Annotated in this window: 15 protein-coding genes, 1 tRNA gene and 2 pseudogenes; 11 read left to right on the forward strand and 7 right to left on the reverse strand. The window is 53.5% G+C overall.

Going from position 1 to position 16557, the window contains the following annotated elements; all coding sequences use genetic code 11:
• Positions 1–41 precede the first annotated feature (41 nt).
• Positions 42–1502 (reverse strand): NAD-dependent succinate-semialdehyde dehydrogenase, encoded by a 1461-nt coding sequence (locus tag Q9R34_RS07880; protein ID WP_434122983.1) that lies wholly within the window; start codon positions 1500–1502, stop codon positions 42–44.
• A 163-nt stretch (positions 1503–1665) separates the two neighbouring features.
• Between Q9R34_RS07880 and Q9R34_RS07885 the strand changes: the two genes are divergently transcribed.
• Positions 1666–2331, forward strand: coding sequence for an O-methyltransferase (locus Q9R34_RS07885; RefSeq protein WP_434122982.1), 666 nt, complete (start codon positions 1666–1668; stop codon positions 2329–2331).
• On the opposite strand, the gene cbl is transcribed toward Q9R34_RS07885, so the two are convergent.
• Complete coding sequence (cbl, locus tag Q9R34_RS07890; protein WP_434122981.1) at positions 2328–3287, reverse strand: HTH-type transcriptional regulator Cbl; 960 nt, start codon at positions 3285–3287, stop codon at positions 2328–2330. The genes Q9R34_RS07885 and cbl overlap by 4 nt on opposite strands.
• 249 nt (positions 3288–3536) lie before the next feature.
• Here cbl and Q9R34_RS07895 point away from each other — a divergent pair, with 249 nt between their 5' ends.
• Together Q9R34_RS07895 and Q9R34_RS07900 are read left to right on the forward strand one after the other, a co-directional pair.
• Positions 3537–4250, forward strand: a complete 714-nt coding sequence (locus Q9R34_RS07895) for a hypothetical protein (protein WP_485893032.1) — start codon at positions 3537–3539, stop codon at positions 4248–4250.
• Between the two features lie 198 nt (positions 4251–4448).
• Positions 4449–4911 (forward strand): annotated as a pseudogene (locus Q9R34_RS07900) (Hcp family type VI secretion system effector).
• An 89-nt stretch (positions 4912–5000) separates the two neighbouring features.
• Here the strand turns inward: Q9R34_RS07900 and nac are convergent.
• The 4 genes from nac to Q9R34_RS07920 all read right to left on the reverse strand — a co-directional run bounded on the left by nac (position 5001) and on the right by Q9R34_RS07920 (position 9806).
• A complete protein-coding gene (nac, locus tag Q9R34_RS07905) occupies positions 5001–5918 on the reverse strand; it encodes a nitrogen assimilation transcriptional regulator NAC (RefSeq protein ID WP_434122976.1) in 918 nt (305 codons plus the stop codon).
• 401 nt (positions 5919–6319) lie between these two features.
• Positions 6320–7342, reverse strand: coding sequence for an ABC transporter permease (locus tag Q9R34_RS07910; RefSeq protein ID WP_434123322.1), 1023 nt, complete (start codon positions 7340–7342; stop codon positions 6320–6322).
• Between the two features lie 23 nt (positions 7343–7365).
• Positions 7366–8850, reverse strand: coding sequence for a sugar ABC transporter ATP-binding protein (locus Q9R34_RS07915; RefSeq protein ID WP_434122974.1), 1485 nt, complete (start codon positions 8848–8850; stop codon positions 7366–7368).
• A 32-nt stretch (positions 8851–8882) separates the two neighbouring features.
• Positions 8883–9806, reverse strand: coding sequence for a sugar ABC transporter substrate-binding protein (locus Q9R34_RS07920; RefSeq protein WP_434122972.1), 924 nt, complete (start codon positions 9804–9806; stop codon positions 8883–8885).
• A gap of 507 nt (positions 9807–10313) precedes the next feature.
• Between Q9R34_RS07920 and Q9R34_RS07925 the strand changes: the two genes are divergently transcribed.
• Positions 10314–10389, forward strand: a tRNA-Asn gene (locus Q9R34_RS07925).
• Positions 10390–10487: 98 nt separating this feature from the next.
• Here the strand turns inward: Q9R34_RS07925 and Q9R34_RS07930 are convergent.
• Positions 10488–10961, reverse strand: coding sequence for an Lrp/AsnC family transcriptional regulator (locus Q9R34_RS07930; protein ID WP_103796846.1), 474 nt, complete (start codon positions 10959–10961; stop codon positions 10488–10490).
• Positions 10962–11122: 161 nt separating this feature from the next.
• Between Q9R34_RS07930 and Q9R34_RS07935 the strand changes: the two genes are divergently transcribed.
• The 7 genes and pseudogenes from Q9R34_RS07935 (at position 11123) to Q9R34_RS07965 (ending at position 16541) form a co-directional block, all read left to right on the forward strand.
• Positions 11123–11479: a Dabb family protein gene (locus Q9R34_RS07935; RefSeq protein WP_485893033.1), complete on the forward strand. Its 357-nt coding sequence runs from the start codon at positions 11123–11125 to the stop codon at positions 11477–11479.
• Positions 11480–11508: 29 nt separating this feature from the next.
• Positions 11509–11931, forward strand: a complete 423-nt coding sequence (locus Q9R34_RS07940) for a DUF2000 domain-containing protein (protein WP_485893034.1) — start codon at positions 11509–11511, stop codon at positions 11929–11931.
• An 89-nt stretch (positions 11932–12020) separates the two neighbouring features.
• Positions 12021–13430 carry a phenylacetate--CoA ligase family protein gene (locus Q9R34_RS07945; RefSeq protein ID WP_485893035.1) on the forward strand — a complete coding sequence of 470 codons (1410 nt, stop codon included), beginning with the start codon at positions 12021–12023 and terminating at the stop codon, positions 13428–13430.
• Positions 13430–14398: a branched-chain amino acid transaminase gene (locus Q9R34_RS07950; protein WP_485893036.1), complete on the forward strand. Its 969-nt coding sequence runs from the start codon at positions 13430–13432 to the stop codon at positions 14396–14398. Before Q9R34_RS07945 ends, Q9R34_RS07950 begins: the two co-directional genes overlap by 1 nt.
• A gap of 21 nt (positions 14399–14419) precedes the next feature.
• Positions 14420–14998 (forward strand): bacilysin biosynthesis protein BacA, encoded by a 579-nt coding sequence (locus Q9R34_RS07955; protein WP_485893037.1) that lies wholly within the window; start codon positions 14420–14422, stop codon positions 14996–14998.
• A 13-nt stretch (positions 14999–15011) separates the two neighbouring features.
• A pseudogene (locus Q9R34_RS07960) lies at positions 15012–15557 on the forward strand (carboxymuconolactone decarboxylase family protein).
• Positions 15558–15572: 15 nt separating this feature from the next.
• Positions 15573–16541: an ornithine cyclodeaminase family protein gene (locus Q9R34_RS07965; protein ID WP_485893038.1), complete on the forward strand. Its 969-nt coding sequence runs from the start codon at positions 15573–15575 to the stop codon at positions 16539–16541.
• Positions 16542–16557: the final 16 nt, after the last annotated feature.

The following is a 16557-nucleotide window of genomic DNA, read 5'->3' on the forward strand; positions in this document are numbered from 1 at the left end:
GCGGAAAACGCTTGCATCAGAAATTTAATGTTAAGGCTGAATTAATTCAGGCTGCCAATATGAAAGGTTTTCTGCTCCAGATATTCTTCAATGCCATAGCGCGACCCTTCCCGGCCTATTCCCGATAATTTTACGCCGCCGAACGGGGCGACCTCCAGAGAGATGGCGCCGGTATTAAAACCGACCATGCCAAATTCCAGCGCTTCGGCGACGCGCCATGCGCGGCGAATATTTTCCGTGAAGAAGTAGGCGCCCAGGCCATAGGGCGTATCGTTGGCCATCGCGATCGCCTCCTCTTCCTCGTCGAAGATAAACAGCGGCGCTACCGGCCCGAACGTCTCTTCATGGGCGATACGCATCTGGGTCGTGACCCCGCCAAGCACCGTCGGCTGCACGTACGTGCCGCTGCCGTGGCTGGCGCCGCCGGTCAGCAGCTCCGCGCCCTGCCCCAGCGCATCCTCGATGTGGCCGTTAACTTTCTCTACTGCGCGGTCGTTGATCAGCGGGCCGATGGTGCTGCCGGGCGCAAAGCCGTCGCCGACCTTGAGCGTGGCGACCGCCTCCAGCAGCTTCGCCACGAAGCGGGGATAGATGCCGCGCTGCACCAGAATGCGGTTGGCGCAGACGCAGGTCTGTCCGGCGTTGCGGAATTTGCTGACCATCACGCCCGCCACCGCAATATCGATATCGGCGTCATCAAAGACGATAAACGGCGCGTTGCCGCCCAGCTCCAGGCTCAGACGTTTAACGCTGTCGGCGCTCTGCTGCATCAGCAGCTGGCCGATGCGCGTCGAGCCGGTGAAGGAGATTTTGCGCACCAGACGGCTGCCGGTCAGCGCCGTGCCAATCTCCGTCGGCAGGCCGGTCACCACCTGCAGCACGCCGGCTGGCAAGCCGGCGCGCTCCGCCAGCACCGCCAGCGCCAGCGCCGACAGCGGCGTCAGCTCTGACGGCTTCACGATAATCGGGCAGCCCGCCGCCAGCGCAGGCGCGACTTTGCGGGTGATCATGGCGATGGGAAAGTTCCACGGCGTGATGGCCGCCGCCACGCCAACCGGCTGCTTCAGCACCAGGATGCGGCGATCCTCGCTCGGCGCCGGAATGGTGTCGCCATAGATACGGCGCGCCTCTTCGGCGAACCATTTGACAAAGCTGGCACCGTACAGCACTTCGCCCTTCGCTTCGGCCAGCGGCTTGCCCTGCTCGGCGGTCATGATGGTCGCCAGGTCGTCGGCGTTGTCGAGGATCAGCTGATGCCACTTCTCCAGCAGCGCGGCGCGGCTGGCATTCGGCGTCCTGCCCCAGGCGATACGCGCCGCCTCGGCGCAGGCGATAGCCGTTTCAGTCTCTGCACGGCCCAGCGCCGGAATGGTCGCCAGGGTTTCACGGGTGGCGGGATCGACCACCGGCAGGGTTTCGCCGTTATTTGCATCCTGCCAGCAACCGCCAAAAAGCGCCTGCTGGCGCAGCAGATCGGTATCCTTTAGTTGAAGACGCGACATCTTACTTCCCCTGTTTAATCGGTTTTCTTCCACTCTATCGCGTCGCCTCAGCGCAGGATGTTTTTCTCGCCGGGCAGAAACCGCAAACAGCGAGTTTTGCGCGCAGAAAGAAAATTTTATGCCGCACGGCTGCTATGCTCAGTTTTTAAACAAGGAGATAACCATGAGCGATCATATGTGGCGTGCGGTCGATGATTACTTCACGCAGACGCTGGTGAAACCGGATGCGGCGCTCTCGTCGGCGCTGGCGCGCAACGCGGCCGCCGGTCTGCCGCCGATTGATGTCGCGGCCAACCAGGGGAAACTGCTCTACCTGCTGGCGCGCATGATGAACGCCTCGCGCATTCTGGAGATCGGCACGCTGGGCGGCTACAGCACGCTGTGGCTGGCGCGCGCGCTGCCGGAGAACGGCAAAATCGTGACGCTGGAGTTTTCGCCGCAGCATGCGCAGGTGGCGCGCGAGAATTTCGCCGAGGCGGGCGTGACGGATAAAGTCGAGCTGCGGGTGGGACCAGCGCTGGAGAGTTTGCCGACGCTGCAGGGCCCCTTCGATATGATCTTTATTGATGCCGATAAGCGCAATAATCCGCACTACCTGCGCTGGGCGCTCAAGCTGGCGCGCGTCGGCAGCGTGATTATCGGCGATAATGTGGTGCGCAGCGGGCGGATCGTCGACTCGCAGTCTCCGGATGAAAACGTGCAGGGGCTACGGCAGTATCTGCGCGACATCGGCGAGAATCCGCACCTGACGGCCACCGCCCTGCAAACCGTCGGCAGCAAAGGCTGGGATGGCCTGCAGCTGGCCCTTGTCGAGTCGCTGCCGGATTAGATCTGAAAGTCGATCGCCGGCTCTTCTTCGTTTTGATAGGAGAGCGCCTGGCGTTTGATCTCTTCCAGCGACAGGTTGGCGTTGCACAGCTCCATAAACTGCCAGACATAGTTGCGCTGCAGCTGCCCGCGCTTCAGACCAAGCCAGACGGTATTGGCGTCAAACAGGTGATGCGCGTCGATGCGCACCAGCGCCTCTTCCGGCTGAATGTCGCACGCCTGATCGGCAAGGATGCCGACGCCCAGCCCCAGTTCGACATAGGTTTTCACCACGTCTGAGTCCTGCGCGCTCAGCACGATATCGGGCTTCAGGCCGGCGCTCTGAAAGGCGCGGTCGACGCGCGAGCGCCCGGTGATGCCCTGACGATAGGTAATCAGCGGGTAGCGGCTCAGGGTGCTGAGCGATACCGGCTGCTGCTGCGCCAGCTCATGACCGCGGGGCACCAGCAGCGCATGATGCCAGCTAAACCAGGGGAAGGCCGCGAGGCTGGGGTTATTTACCAGCAGTTCGCTGGCGATGCCGACGTCCGCTTCGCCTGCCAGCAGCATGGCGACGATCTCCTGCGGCGAGCCCTGGTTAAGCTCAAGCCGCACGTTGGGATAGAGCTGGCGAAACGCCTTGATGACGCGCGGCAGGCTGTAGCGCGCCTGGGTGTGCGTGGTGGCTATCGTCAGGATGCCGCTGGTTTCATTGGTAAAAACGTCCGCCAGCCGGCGTACTTTTCCCGCCTCGTCAAGAATGCGTTCGGCAATGGTCAGCAGCGCCTTACCCGGCTCCGTCATGCCCAGCAGGCGCTTGCCGCGGCGAATAAAAATCTCTACGCCCAGTTCATCTTCCAGATCGCGGATATGACGGCTGACGCCTGACTGTGAGGTAAATAGCGTATTTGCCACTTCCGTCAAATTGAACTCGCAGCGCGCTGCCTCACGGATGATTTTAAGTTGCTGGAAATTCACGATATTTACCTCACTTTACGAAATTGTTACTTCCGATGGTAAGAAGGTTTATTGATATCAACAAATAATAAAAAATTTATGCTTATGCGCAGTGGGAATATAAGGCAAGGGACATACGCGCTGCCGGAGAGCTTCTTTAATGCTTAAGCGCTAACGGGATCACAAAATGAAAGCGCAGCGGCCAGAGCGGCTTGAAGCGGAGAGGCTTCAACGCACACCCTGATAACATTACAAAAAGTAGGGATACTTATGCAGGCTGCAGATGTTTTAAAGATGAAGTTCCAAAGCGACAGGCTGCTGGCGCTTTATGCGCAACAGGGCGTGACCTCCACCTGGAAGGCAATGAAGGGAATAGGCTCTGATATTTACTCTGGCGTGGAGCGGGCTAGCTGGTATGCGTCGTGCCTGATTCCGGCCTGTCACGATGTTTGTGGTGGATTGATTTCAGAAGAAAAAAGAATGCTCTGCTCGATTTTGTCTGTTTTTCGCCGTCGTGATGTGATTGCTCATATGTTTAAGCTTTATTTTGAAATGATCATTGACGACTGCAGTGCCGGAAATAAAACAAATCGCATTCGACATGCCAATGCAAAAATTACCGAAGCTGCCACCTCCATACCGACAGGCAGAGCTACCCGTCTTGCCTTATCTCTGACGCTTGCTCAGTCGCTCGCTGCGTCTGATATTGTATCGCAGACCGCTATCAAACGCCTGTCGCGACGAATACCAACCATTGTTATGGCATTTCAGCTTTTTGGCACCGAGCAAAAATGCGCCCTTGCCGCCCGTCGGCTCAAGGCCCTTGATGCCGAATATTATGCAGTACTCTATCAGGCTGAAGTTGAGATGCTGTATTACTTTATTGAACCTGTGCTTTCCACGCTGATCACAAAACATCAATTGCAATTTCATCATGACTTTGATGGGTTTTACAGCTTTATAAAGGAAGCCTTTCATGTTTAAAAGCTTATTATCGATACTTTTTACTGAGATTTTATTTCCTGTCTGGATAGTTGCATGGGCATCTCTGTTCCTTTATCTCTTCCCAGACTATTGGCACATACTGACGCTAATATCGATAATTGTCTTTATTGTCATTCATCCAGTTTTATTTGGACGGTTTGATAAATACGATAAATAATCACTTGAAAAGGGAATTTTATGTCTAATCCAGCTTACCTGTGGCTAACAGATGAAAATGGCTCGCCGATGAGGGGGCCGTCGCTTGTGTCAGGCCGTGAAGGCGCCATCAAGCTAAAATCATTTACCCACAATGTTAATATTCCTGTAAATGGCAATACCGGCAGATTAACGGGAACGCGCGTTCATATGCCCATTATGTTTCAGAAAGAATTTGATCGCGTGACGCCGCTGCTTTTTCGCGCGCTAAGCACGGGTAAAACGCTCAGGTCCGCTATAATAAAAATGTACCAGATTAATGAGGCGGGTATAGAGCAGGAATATTTCAATATTATTCTTGAAGGCGTAAAGCTGACCTCTATCCCGGCGCGCAGACAGGGACGCACCTTGAAAGGGTCTGTTACGCTACGAGAAAATCACCTGGAAGCATTGCGACGGGAATATTCTTTTCACCGACTCATGGAATGAGCGAGCAACCGGTTAAGGCGGTTAACTGCTATATAAATAGGTCGGTCACTGCCTGATAACCTGTATGAAGGCGCAAAAGCGGCCCCGCAGGACCGCCAGCACCCCTTAACTGACCAGCAGCAGCGGCCGCTCTTCTGCCATCGGTTTATTCAGCAGCGACAGCAAAATATCTTTTACCGCCTGCGCAGAGGGTGAGAGCGGCAGGCGCGCCGACACGTTCAGCGACAGCGGCAGATTAAGCGCCGGACTGTTGATGCGCGCCATCCAGGCCTGAGTTGAGCTCACCAGTGCACGCGCGGCAGATTCCGGCAGCACCGTGACGCCCGTACCGCTGGCGACGGCGGCGGTCAGCATCGAGAGCGACTCGATCTCGCCGATAATGCGCGCGCTGAGACGACGCAGCGAAAAGGCTTCGTCTACCCGCTTGCGCACCGCGCTGTAGTCGCGCGGCAAAAACAGGCTCATCTGCGCCACCTCAGCTAAATCTACCGATCCGCCGGGGCAGTCGGTGGCGCCGACCAGATAAAGCTCCTCTTTCATCAGCGGCAGACTGGTGATGCCCGCCGTCGGCGCGCGATCGTAAAGCACGGCCATATCAAGCTGGCCGTTCATCACCTTTTCATTAAGCATACTGCCGCTGTTTTCATGCAGATAAACCAGAATCTCCGGATGCTGTTCGCGCACCGTTTGCAGCAGCGGCATGGTCAGCGAAGAGGCCGCCGTGCCTGGCGCCATGCCGATGGAGACCTGACCACTCAGCATCTGCCCGGCATTGATCACCGCCGTCTGCGCCTGTTCGCACTGCCGCAAAATGGTACGCGCATGTGCATAGAGGATTTTACCGGCTTCGGTCGGCGTCACGCCGCGCTTGGTGCGAATCAGCAGCTGCTGATCCAGCTCGTTCTCCAGCGTAGCGACCTGTTGACTGAGCGCAGGTTGCGCAATGTGCAGCACTTCAGCCGCCTGCGTCAAACTGCCAATATCGACGATTTTCACAAAGTATTTCAGTCGTCTTAAGTTCATCTTGCCTCCGTCACATTCCCCGAATGCCAATAACATCTGTTCTTGTGGCCTGCTGGCCGCCTGCTACAGAACAAATTGCAATTAGCAGGCCACTTTTTCTTGAGGCGCGATCAGGCTGCTGCAGAAAATTCCTAACAACGCGAAAAATAAGCCTTTCTGATTACCTGGAAAGAGTTAATAAGCAGCGGGAATGGTGCGTCGCTATAAAGGCGCCCCGCGGTTGCACTCTGCTGGTGCAGCCCCTGCGAGCCAGACGTGCATAAAAGTGATGACCCGAAGCAAAACCGAGGCGATAACGCGGCGGAAAGCGGGCAAATGGGGTGTATCCAGCAGGAAAACTTATTCAGAAAGAAAAAGGCCTGCGCGCGATTTCAGCGCAAGCAGGCCTGTAGCGGGAGAAATCAGCGTTTTTTGCGGTTGCGATGCATATCGATAGCGACGGCCGCCACGATAATGATCCCTTTGATAATGTCCTGAACGTAGGCGTCGACGCCGACGAAGGTAAATCCGCTTTTGATCAGGCCCAGAATGACCGCGCCAATCAGCGTGCCGGTAATACGCCCGACGCCGCCCATCAGGCTGCTGCCGCCGATTACCGCCGCGGCGATGGCGTCCAGCTCATAGGACATCCCCATGCTCGACTGGCCGCTGCTGACGCGCGCCGCCAGCACCACACCTGCCAGGCCTGAAAGCGCACCGGCGATGGTATAGACGATCACCAGATACTTGTTCACGTTAATGCCGGAGACTTTGGCCGAGGTCATATTGCCGCCGATGGCATAAACGTATTTACCGTAGCGGGTATGCTTCAGGGCGATATGAAACACCAGCGCCACAGCCAGGAAGATAATGACTGGCATTGCCCCCTGACCGACGGAGGTAAAGCCGTCAGAGAGAAAGCTGATCGGGTTGCCCTGCGTGTAGTACTGCGCCAGACCGCGCGCCGACACCATCATACCCAGTGTCGCAATAAACGGCGGAATGCCGGTGCGGGTAATAAGTACACCGTTGACCAGGCCGCAGAGCAGACCGACCCCGATCCCAGCGGCGACGGGCACCACGGCGGGCATATCTACCAGCGCCGGAAACATCGGCGACAGGCTGTCGGAGGTTTGCGCGAGGCTGGCCGCGACCACGGCCGTCAGCGCGATCACCGACCCTGACGAGAGGTCGATACCGGTGGTGATGATTACCTGCGTGACCCCGACGGCGATCACGCCGATAATGGCCACCTGGAGCAGGATCAGGATCAGCCGGTTAGTGTTCATCAGAAACGACTGATCGCGCACATACCAGCCGGCGATTTCAAAGATCAGCGCAATGCCGACCATCACGATAAAGATGCCGGTATCTTTAGGCAGTTTATGCCGCAGATTGCCGAAGAAGGATGAATGTTCAGCTGTTGGCGTAGCTGTTGCTTTAATATTGCTCATAGGTGTCTCGCGCCTCACTCGGATGCCAGCGACAAAATGGTTTCCTGGTCGGCCTCTTCTTTATCGAGGATGCCGGTAATCCGCCCCTGATGCATCACCATCACGCGGTCGCTCATGCCGAGAATTTCCGGCAGTTCTGACGACACCATGATGATGGCCACGCCGCGGTTGGCCAGCTCAGAGATCAAACGGTAAATTTCCGCTTTCGCGCCGACGTCAATACCGCGCGTCGGCTCGTCGAGGATAAGAATTTTGGGCTGCGCCAGCAGCCAGCGGGCAATCAGCACCTTCTGCTGGTTGCCGCCGCTCAGGTTGTTGATGATCTGATCCATGGTCGGCGTTTTGATATTCAGCCGCTGGATTTGCTCCATACAGTCCTGCGCCATCTTGACGTGGCTGACGAAGCCGCTTTTGCCGCTGTACTCGGGCATGTTGACGATGCTCATGTTCTCCATCACCGACAGCACGAGAAATAGCCCCGATTTTTTGCGATCCTCCGTTAAAAACGCCATGCCCTTTTCAATCGCTGTGGAAGGCGAATCGATAGTGACCGGCACGCCGTCGATCAGCACTTCACCGCTGTCGACGCTTTCCATGCCGAATAAACTCTCCATGACTTCGCTGCGCCCCGCGCCCACCAGGCCGGCAACGCCGAGAATTTCACCGCGCCGCAGGCTGAAGCTGACGTCCTGGAAGCGATCTTTACTGGTGAGGCCGCGGACCGTCAGCACCTCTTCGCCAATGGCGTTGTTGAATTTGGGAAAGAGCTGGGTCAGCTCGCGTCCCACCATCTGGGTGATGAGCGACTGACGGGTAAACTGCGCGGTGTGGTTGCTGCCGACCCAGCTGCCGTCGCGGAAAATGCTGATTTCATCGGTAATGGCGAAGATTTCGTCCATTTTGTGGCTGATGTAGATGATGGCTTTGCCCTGGGCGCGCAGGTCGCGAATGATAGTGAAGAGATGCGCTACTTCGCTTTCGGTCAGGGCGGAGGTGGGCTCATCCATAATCACGACGTCGGCGTTCCAGGAGACCGCTTTGGCGATCTCCACCATCTGCTGCGCGGCGATGCTCAGATCGCCCACCAGCCGGTCTGCCTTCAGGCGAATGTTAAGCTGGTTGAGCAGCGTCTGCGTCTGCTGGTTAAGCTTGCCGTGATCGACAAAGCCGTACTTCATCGGCTCCCGTCCCAGCCAGATATTCTCGGCGACGGTCATGTAGGGCACCAGATTAAGCTCCTGGTGGATCATGGAAATGCCGGAACGCAAGGCGTCCATGGTGTCCTGAAACTGCACCGGCTCCCCTTTAATGCGGATGGTGCCCCGATCGGGACGGTACATCCCGATCAGGCACTTCATTAAAGTGGATTTGCCCGCGCCATTTTCGCCCATCAAGGCATGAACCGATCCCGGACGCACGCGCAGCGAAACGTTATCGAGTGCCTTTACACCGGGAAAGAACTTGCTGATGCCTTCGGCTTCAAGCGCAAAAGCGGTCATACATCACCTCCGTACGGCTGAGTCGGGATCGGTTATTTCTGATTACGGTTCACGAACTGCTGCATATTGTCTTTGGTGATCAGCTGATAAGGAATATCGATGATTTTTTGCACTTTTTCACCCTTCGCCAGCTTGACGGCTGTCTGAACGGCGCCTTCACCCTGGCCGCGAGCGTCCTGGAACACCGTCGCAACCATCTTGCCGTTCTTGAGCATCTGCAGCGCGTCAGGCGTACCATCCACGCCAGCAATCAGAATGTGGTTAGGGTTTTTACCCAGCGCCTGGAGTGCCCCAATCGCCATCTCATCGTTGTTGGAGGCAATGGCCTGGATATCGTCGCCTGCGGTCAGCCAGTTACTCACCACATCGACCGCATCATTACGCATAAATTTGGCGGTCTGCTTCTGTACTACTTTGATGCCAGGGTATTTCGCGACCACCGCTTCAACGCCTTTGGTGCGGTCACGCGTGGCTTCGTTAGCGAGATCGCCCATCAGAATGGCAACGTTGCCTTTGCCGTTCATCGCCTTCGCCAGCGCTTCCATTTGCAGACGACCCGCCAGTTCAGAATCGGATCCTACATAAGCCATTTTGTCAGTTAGCTCCGCCTGGGGACGGCGGTTAACGAAGATCAGCGGGATGCCCGCTTTGGTGGCCTGATCCATGATGGGTTTAACCGCGTTGGTATCCACCGGATTGACGATGATGGCGTCAACGCCCTGACCGATAAAGTTTTGCACCTGCTGCAGCTGCTGCGAGACATCGCCTTTCGCGTCTTCCATCTGCCCCTGAACACCCTCTTTCTGCATCTCTTTCTGCATTGCAGTGCGCAGAATGGTGAGGAAGTTGTCGTCGAACAAGGCCATTGATACACCGACGGAGAGGTCTTTTGCCATCGCAGCAGCGGGCAACATGCAGGCTAACAGTGTGACAGCGAGCGTTTTTTTGATGTTCATGAGTAACCCTTATTGTCGTTAACTTGCCGACGTCGCTGAGGCTGAGAATGAAAAATATTTTTTACATTCACTCAACGTCGATGGCGGACTCAGTTCTGCTTACAGGGGTGAAATCTGGGTTTTGACGCTTTTTTGTGACCTACCCCTCCTTTTTACAATCACTTGTTTCTAATAAAGATAATTTTGAAATTCCGTTCCATTTTTCCTGACTGATTACGCGGGTGACAATAAGCAGTTTATTTATTCCATTAAATATGTTTTTGAAATTTTCATCATAAAAGCACTGAAACAGTTGTTTTAACATCAGCAAATAACAAAACTTTGACATGCATCTAACATCCAGCGGGAAATGCGTATAAATTGAGATCTTGTCAGCAGTTTGAAATCTCGCCGAATCTGTTGAAAAAGCGGCAATCCGCTGCTTTTGCGAGCGTTCAGTTGAAAAAAGTGAAATCGCGCTTTGACAAGCCAGAACGGCGTCGTTAATATTCGCCCCGTTCCAACGATTCCTCTGTAGTTCAGTCGGTAGAACGGCGGACTGTTAATCCGTATGTCACTGGTTCGAGTCCAGTCAGAGGAGCCAAATTTAAAAAGCCCGCTCAGGGAAACCTGAGCGGGCTTTTGTTCGTCTGGTAGGTTTGATAAGCGTGAGGTCGCAGCCTTATCCCTGCAGCTTACAGTCTACTCCGCTGTCTTCTTTATGGGATAAGTCACGAGAGGCTTGATCTCTTTAAGCACAAACATACTCTGCATCTCCTTGATTCCCGGCAGTCGGCGTACCACTGACATGGCGAAATCAGCATAGGAGTCGAGATCCGATGCCACAACCTGCAGCAGGAAATCGGCGTCTCCCCCGATGCTATAGCAGGCCACAACATCCTCCAGCGCGGTGACCTCTTCTTCAAACTTTCTCGCCTCCGCTTCACTATGGCTGTCGATGGCAACACGAACAAAAACCATCACACCCAGCCCGATTTTTTTACGATCAAGAACGGCGCGGTAGCCCTGAATCACTTCATCTTCCTCAAGCTTGCGTACTTTACGCCAGCAGGGAGACGCTGAAAGGTTTATCTTCTCTGCCAGTTCCTGATTCGTAACGCGCGCATCGTCCTGTAAAATTTTCAGGATCTTCATATCTGTCAGGCTGAGTGCCATAGAGGGAAATTCCTTTCTCATTAAAAGAGATAAAGGGTTATTTTTACCTGATAGTCCGCGTTACGTAAATGATATAGGCAACAATTTCCTCTTTTGCCCATGCATAATACATTCACTTTTCTAATGATATTAGGCAGCAACGCAAGGACAAAACTGACCCTATGTTAATGCACATCGTCATGTTTACGTTAAGGAACCCATGGAACTGGTCATCTCTGGAAGCCATAGATGCTGAAAGAGCCACGCGTGCTCACCCTCATCACATTGATGAAATTAAAGGATGGAGCTGCGGCAGAAATACCACTAAGCGGGATATTGCAGCGGATTTCGTGGTGATTGGCCTGTTTGAAAGCCGATCGGATCTGAATGCCTATATTATCCACCCCGATCATCAGAACGGGGTAGCGAAATGGAAATATATCGCGGACTGGAAAGTTGTTGATATAGAGCTTCCCAGTGATTTCACACTGAACAGTGGTTTGCTCTCGATGCTAGATGAGCTTCCCGTTTCCGGCTGAAATAATCCCTGTGCTATTGAGGATAAATAATGAAATTTGATGCAAGTCAACATCGCTGTACGATTATTATTGATAAAGATCTCCCCGCAGGCCAGGCTATGAATGCCGCGAGCGTTATAGGAATTAGTTTCGGCCGTACCGTTGAAAATCTTGTTGGACCTGATATGCAAAGCCTGGACGATATTAATTTTCCTGGTGTGATTTACTCACCGCTTCCCGTTTTGCTGGCATCAGGTCACTCTTTGCGTGAAATACAGGTGAGCGCGGAAAGCGACAAGGAGATTTACGTGATGCCGTTTAGCGCCCTGGCACAGTCGTGCAAAACCTATGACGAATATGGTGAAAAAATTTCCTCGGTAAAGAGTGAAAATATCGAGCTGGTAGCAATTGGCATCATTGGTCCAAAAAAGAAAATAACCAAGCTGACCGGAAATCTCCCACTCTATAAATAAAGCACTAAAGATAAAAATACACTAGCAGCAACAGACTGCTGATTATTGTGCTGCACGCATAACGACTTTACCTGGCTAAGGATGACAATATGCATGCTATTTTCAAAGAAAAAATAATTGAACAGGCCAAAAATATCTATCATCAACACCGTGACTTTAATGCAGGAAAATTCAGCACAGAACAGCTCTCTATTCACCAGAATAACCAACTGCGTGAGGTCGTCAAATATGCCAGCGAAAACTCTCCATTCTATCGTGAACATTTAAAAGGCCTGACCTACGCTGATTTAGAGGCACTGACCACCGATGGGATTAACGCGCTTCCTTTTACCACCAAAGATGACCTGAGGAATAATGGCAAATCGCTCGCCTCTGCCCCTCTTCACCAGAGCTGGATTTATTACGAAACTACGGGTACAACCGGCAAACCCACTCCCTGCCCTCGTAATGAAACGGATTCCATTCATAATAATACCCCTCTTATTATTCATTATCGCACTCTGTTTGAGCAGTTTGGTTCAAATCACATTGTGGGGGTCATGGGTCCAACTGAGCTTCATTCCACCGGCGATACCTTTGAAGATGTTTTTCGCAGCCTCGGTTACAGCGTGGTAAAAATGTGGCCGCGTTCGCCCGTGGTGGGCATGAAACGCGTTATGGCATTGATCAATGAATTGCAGATAACCGCACTGGTCTGTACGCCAGCGGTGGCTATTGCCGTGGCGCGTTTTATTCAAGCTTCTGGAGAAAAACCCTCCGCTACGAGCGTGAAGCTGATCCTGACGGTGGGTGAATTAACCACGCCGTCGCTGTTAAGAAACATTGGTGAGGTCTGGGGGGCACAGGTCTATAGCTGTATGTATGCCTCTCAGGAGTCCTCTATTCTTGCCGTCTGCGCGGCGGACAGTCACCTTTACACCATCCCGCTGAACAACTACTACGAGCTCATCGATCCCGTCAGTGGCAAAGGCTATGACGTTACGCTGGGGCAGGTGACTGGTGAACTGGTCATTACCCATCTCTATAAGGGACAGAAGCCGCTTGTTCGTTATCGTACCGGTGATATGGTGCGGTCGACTTATATGCCAGATGGCACCCAAAAAATTGTGCCTGTCGGTCGCGTGCGGGATGTTCTGACGCTTAATGGCGCCGCTTACTGCGCCTGGGATTTAGAAGCCGCGCTTCTTGAACGGCTCAACGGTTGCCTGGACTACGCGATTCAAATCGACAGAAGCGATGATGTTGACGTGCTTAATATCACCGTTGAGATGTTTGATAAGACATCTGATGTCTCCCAGGTGCTAAAAGAGGTGAAAGCACATGTCGAACAGCGCATTGCGGGCATTAAGGTCAACCTCGTTAAGGGCGAAACGAGTAGCGTAACCGCAACCTCAGCGATGGTGAGCTGGAAGGCAGCGCGCATCCACGATTTGCGACCTGCGGCAGATAACAGCGATCGTGAAGCGGCGCTTGCCCTGATCAACCGGGGTTTTAAATAATGAACGATACGTCCCCCAATAAAATCAGTGAAGCGGGCCCCATTCACCACCCCTGGAGCTACCTCAATGGCACGTTTGTTGAGGCAAATGCGGCGCTATTACCTGTCACGACGCAGGCATTTAATTACGGCACCGCAGTGTTCGAAGGCATTCGTGGTTACACACATTTTTCTGATGGAAAGCTAACGGTTTTCCGCTTAGACGAACATATTGACCGACTGCGTCAGTCGGCATCACTACTGTTAATCGATGATCTGCCCGATCGTCAGGCGCTGAAGGAAGTCATCTTGTCCTTGCTAAAGCGAAATGATGCCAGTAGCGACTGCTACATTCGCCCTATTGCTTATAAACGTCATCTTTTGCCTGGCAGTGGTTTCGGCGTAAAACTCTCTGGCATCAGTACCGGATTATCGATCAACACGCTTAATATGCGCGCCTATGTAAAACAGGATGGTCTTGCATGCACCATTTCCAGCTGGCGTCGCGTTTCCGATAACGCCATTCCCGCACGCGCTAAAATTACCGGAAGTTATGTAAACTCTGCACTTGCAATGGAAACAGCTCAGCGTGGCGGCTATAACGACGCCATTATGCTCAATCAGCAGGGTTATGTTACCGAAGCGACCACCTCTAACGTTTTTATTGTTAAAAACGGCAGGCTAATCACCCCCCCGGTGACGGCACAGATTCTGGAAGGGATTACGCGTGACACGGTGATTACACTGGCCGCCACCTGCCTGAAACTGCAAGTCGAAGAAAGAGACATCTTACCGTCTGAACTGTTGACCGCAGATGAATGTTTTTTAACGGGCACAGGCGTCGAAATATCACCAGTGAGTCAGATTGACCACCGAAAGCTTAATAGTATGGATACACAGAGTATCGCGATGACTATTAAAGGCCTTTACGAACAGTCGGTGCGTGGAGAATTAGACGCATTTAATCACTGGCTAATGCCTGTCTGTTGAACAACCCTGTTAGGTGAAACCATGCGCTATCATTTTATGGATATGGGCTTAAGTCATGCTGTTAACTGTCCGGTTTATACTTTAGGTCCTTCGGGTACCAGCAGTGAATATGCCTCTCAGTTTTTTTATCGCTGGATGAGTGATAATTACGCCAACAGCCATCATGACATTCATCTTAATGACTCTTATGAGTTAGCAAGAAATAACATCAAACATGAAAAAGGACTGCTTATTGTTGCCAATGCCTATCCGAAGATTAACGATTTTTATATGGATACGCGTCTGAAACTGCTGGCTACCTTTCTTTATAACACGCCGCTTTATGGTCTGGTGACAAACAAAAAATTGCCCGATCGACCATTATATATCGCTTCTCATCCAGCACCGGTTCCATTAATTGAGGAGTTGCTTCCTGATGGACTGCGTATTGCTCAGGTAATTGAGATGCCCTCCACCAGTGCGGCCGCACAGGCGGTGATATCCGGTGAGGTCGATGTCGCGTTAACCACTGAAATTGCCGCCGGCATCCATAAGCTCAACTTTATTTCACGAACGCGTCCGAAACATATGCTCTGGTCTGTGTTTGCCTCCCATATTTGAAAAGGATAAGACAATGACAAGATTAAAAATGCACACGCTCGACAGCGCGCCTGCGGCGAGTCGCCCTCTGCTGCAAAGTTCGATTGACGGTTTTGGCTGGATTCCATGGCAAAGCGCCTACATGGCAGAGTCACCCGCTCTGCTGGCATCTTACCAGTTTGCCCATGACGCCTTCTCGCACTGTTCGCTGAACGAAGAAGAGCGCACCATTGTGTGGATTACCACGGGCATCCTTAACTAGTGCGCCTATACGGTTCAGGCGCATAGCTGGATCGCACAGCATAAAGGGGTTTCGCCAGCGATTCTGGATACGCTTGCTCACCAGCCTGAGGCCCTGCCAGTCAGGCTGGCCGCGCTTTATTGCTTTACGCGTCAGGTCGTTTTGGCCCAGGGCCAGATCCCCGAAAGCGCGGTAGAGGCGATGCTGGCGGCAGGATATAGCCGGCAAAATATGCTGGACGTTATCCTGGGGGTTTCCCAAAAAACCATGTCAACGCTGCTCAACAGCATTGCCCATACCCAGATCGAGCCTCAGTTTCACCCTGAGGCGACACCCTGATAACGGACACTCTCCATGCAATTCATTAGTCGAAAGCAGGTGGAGCAGGTTTTATCGCCCTCAGCGTGCCTGCAACTGAGCCGGGACGCTTTTGCACTGCTCAGCCAGGGTAAAGTGAAACAGACGTTGCGCAGCGTTATTGCCTCTGAACAAGGCAGCCTGATGGGTACGATGCCCGCCTGTATTGAAGAAGGGCCCTATGCTGGGTTTGGCCTCAAAACCGTTAAGGTCGATTTCAGCCGCCACGCGCAGTCTACGTCCCACGAGGGGTGTATTCTGCTCTATGATGCGTCGGAAAAGGGCGACCTTGTTGTTGTTGACGCCGCCTCAGTGACGGAATTACGCACCGCTGCAGCTTCTGCGCTGGCTACGGATATATTGGCACCGCCTGGTGCCACCCGTCTGGCTATACTGGGCACCGGCGTTCAAGCCAGAAAACATGCGCAAATGATGATGGAAATCCGTCCGCTGCAGCATATTTCTGTCTGGGGAAGAAGTGAAGCACGCGCGTCTGTTTTTGCGGAATGGTGTCAACAACAGCTGGGACTGTCCGCCACCGTGGCGATGACGCCAGCTCAGGCGGTGGCAGAGGCGGATATCATCTGTACGGTGACGGCTGCAAAGGTGCCGTTTCTCCATTGCAGAGACCTGCCAGCTCAGTGCCATATCAATGCCGTAGGGGCATCTGCTCCCGGTTTTCAGGAAATCGACAGCGACATCTATGCGACGGTAGCACTCTACGTTGACGACCGCGAGGCGGTCTGGCACGCCTCTACCTGTCTGCTGGAGGCAAAACAGCAAGGATTGATCCCGCAGGAATACTGGGGGACAGAAATAGGAGAACGGCTTACCTCAGATGTACAGCCGACCTCGCTCAGGCTGCAGCGAACCCTGTTTAAGTCCGTGGGCCTTGCAGTGCAGGATCTGGTCTTTGCCCGGGCGGTGGTGGCGCAAACCCCGCTATCCATCCACCCCACTCTTTAATAACCTCTCTGCCCGC

Source organism: Enterobacter sp. BRE11, assembly GCF_031844285.1.
GTDB lineage: Bacteria > Pseudomonadota > Gammaproteobacteria > Enterobacterales > Enterobacteriaceae > Pantoea.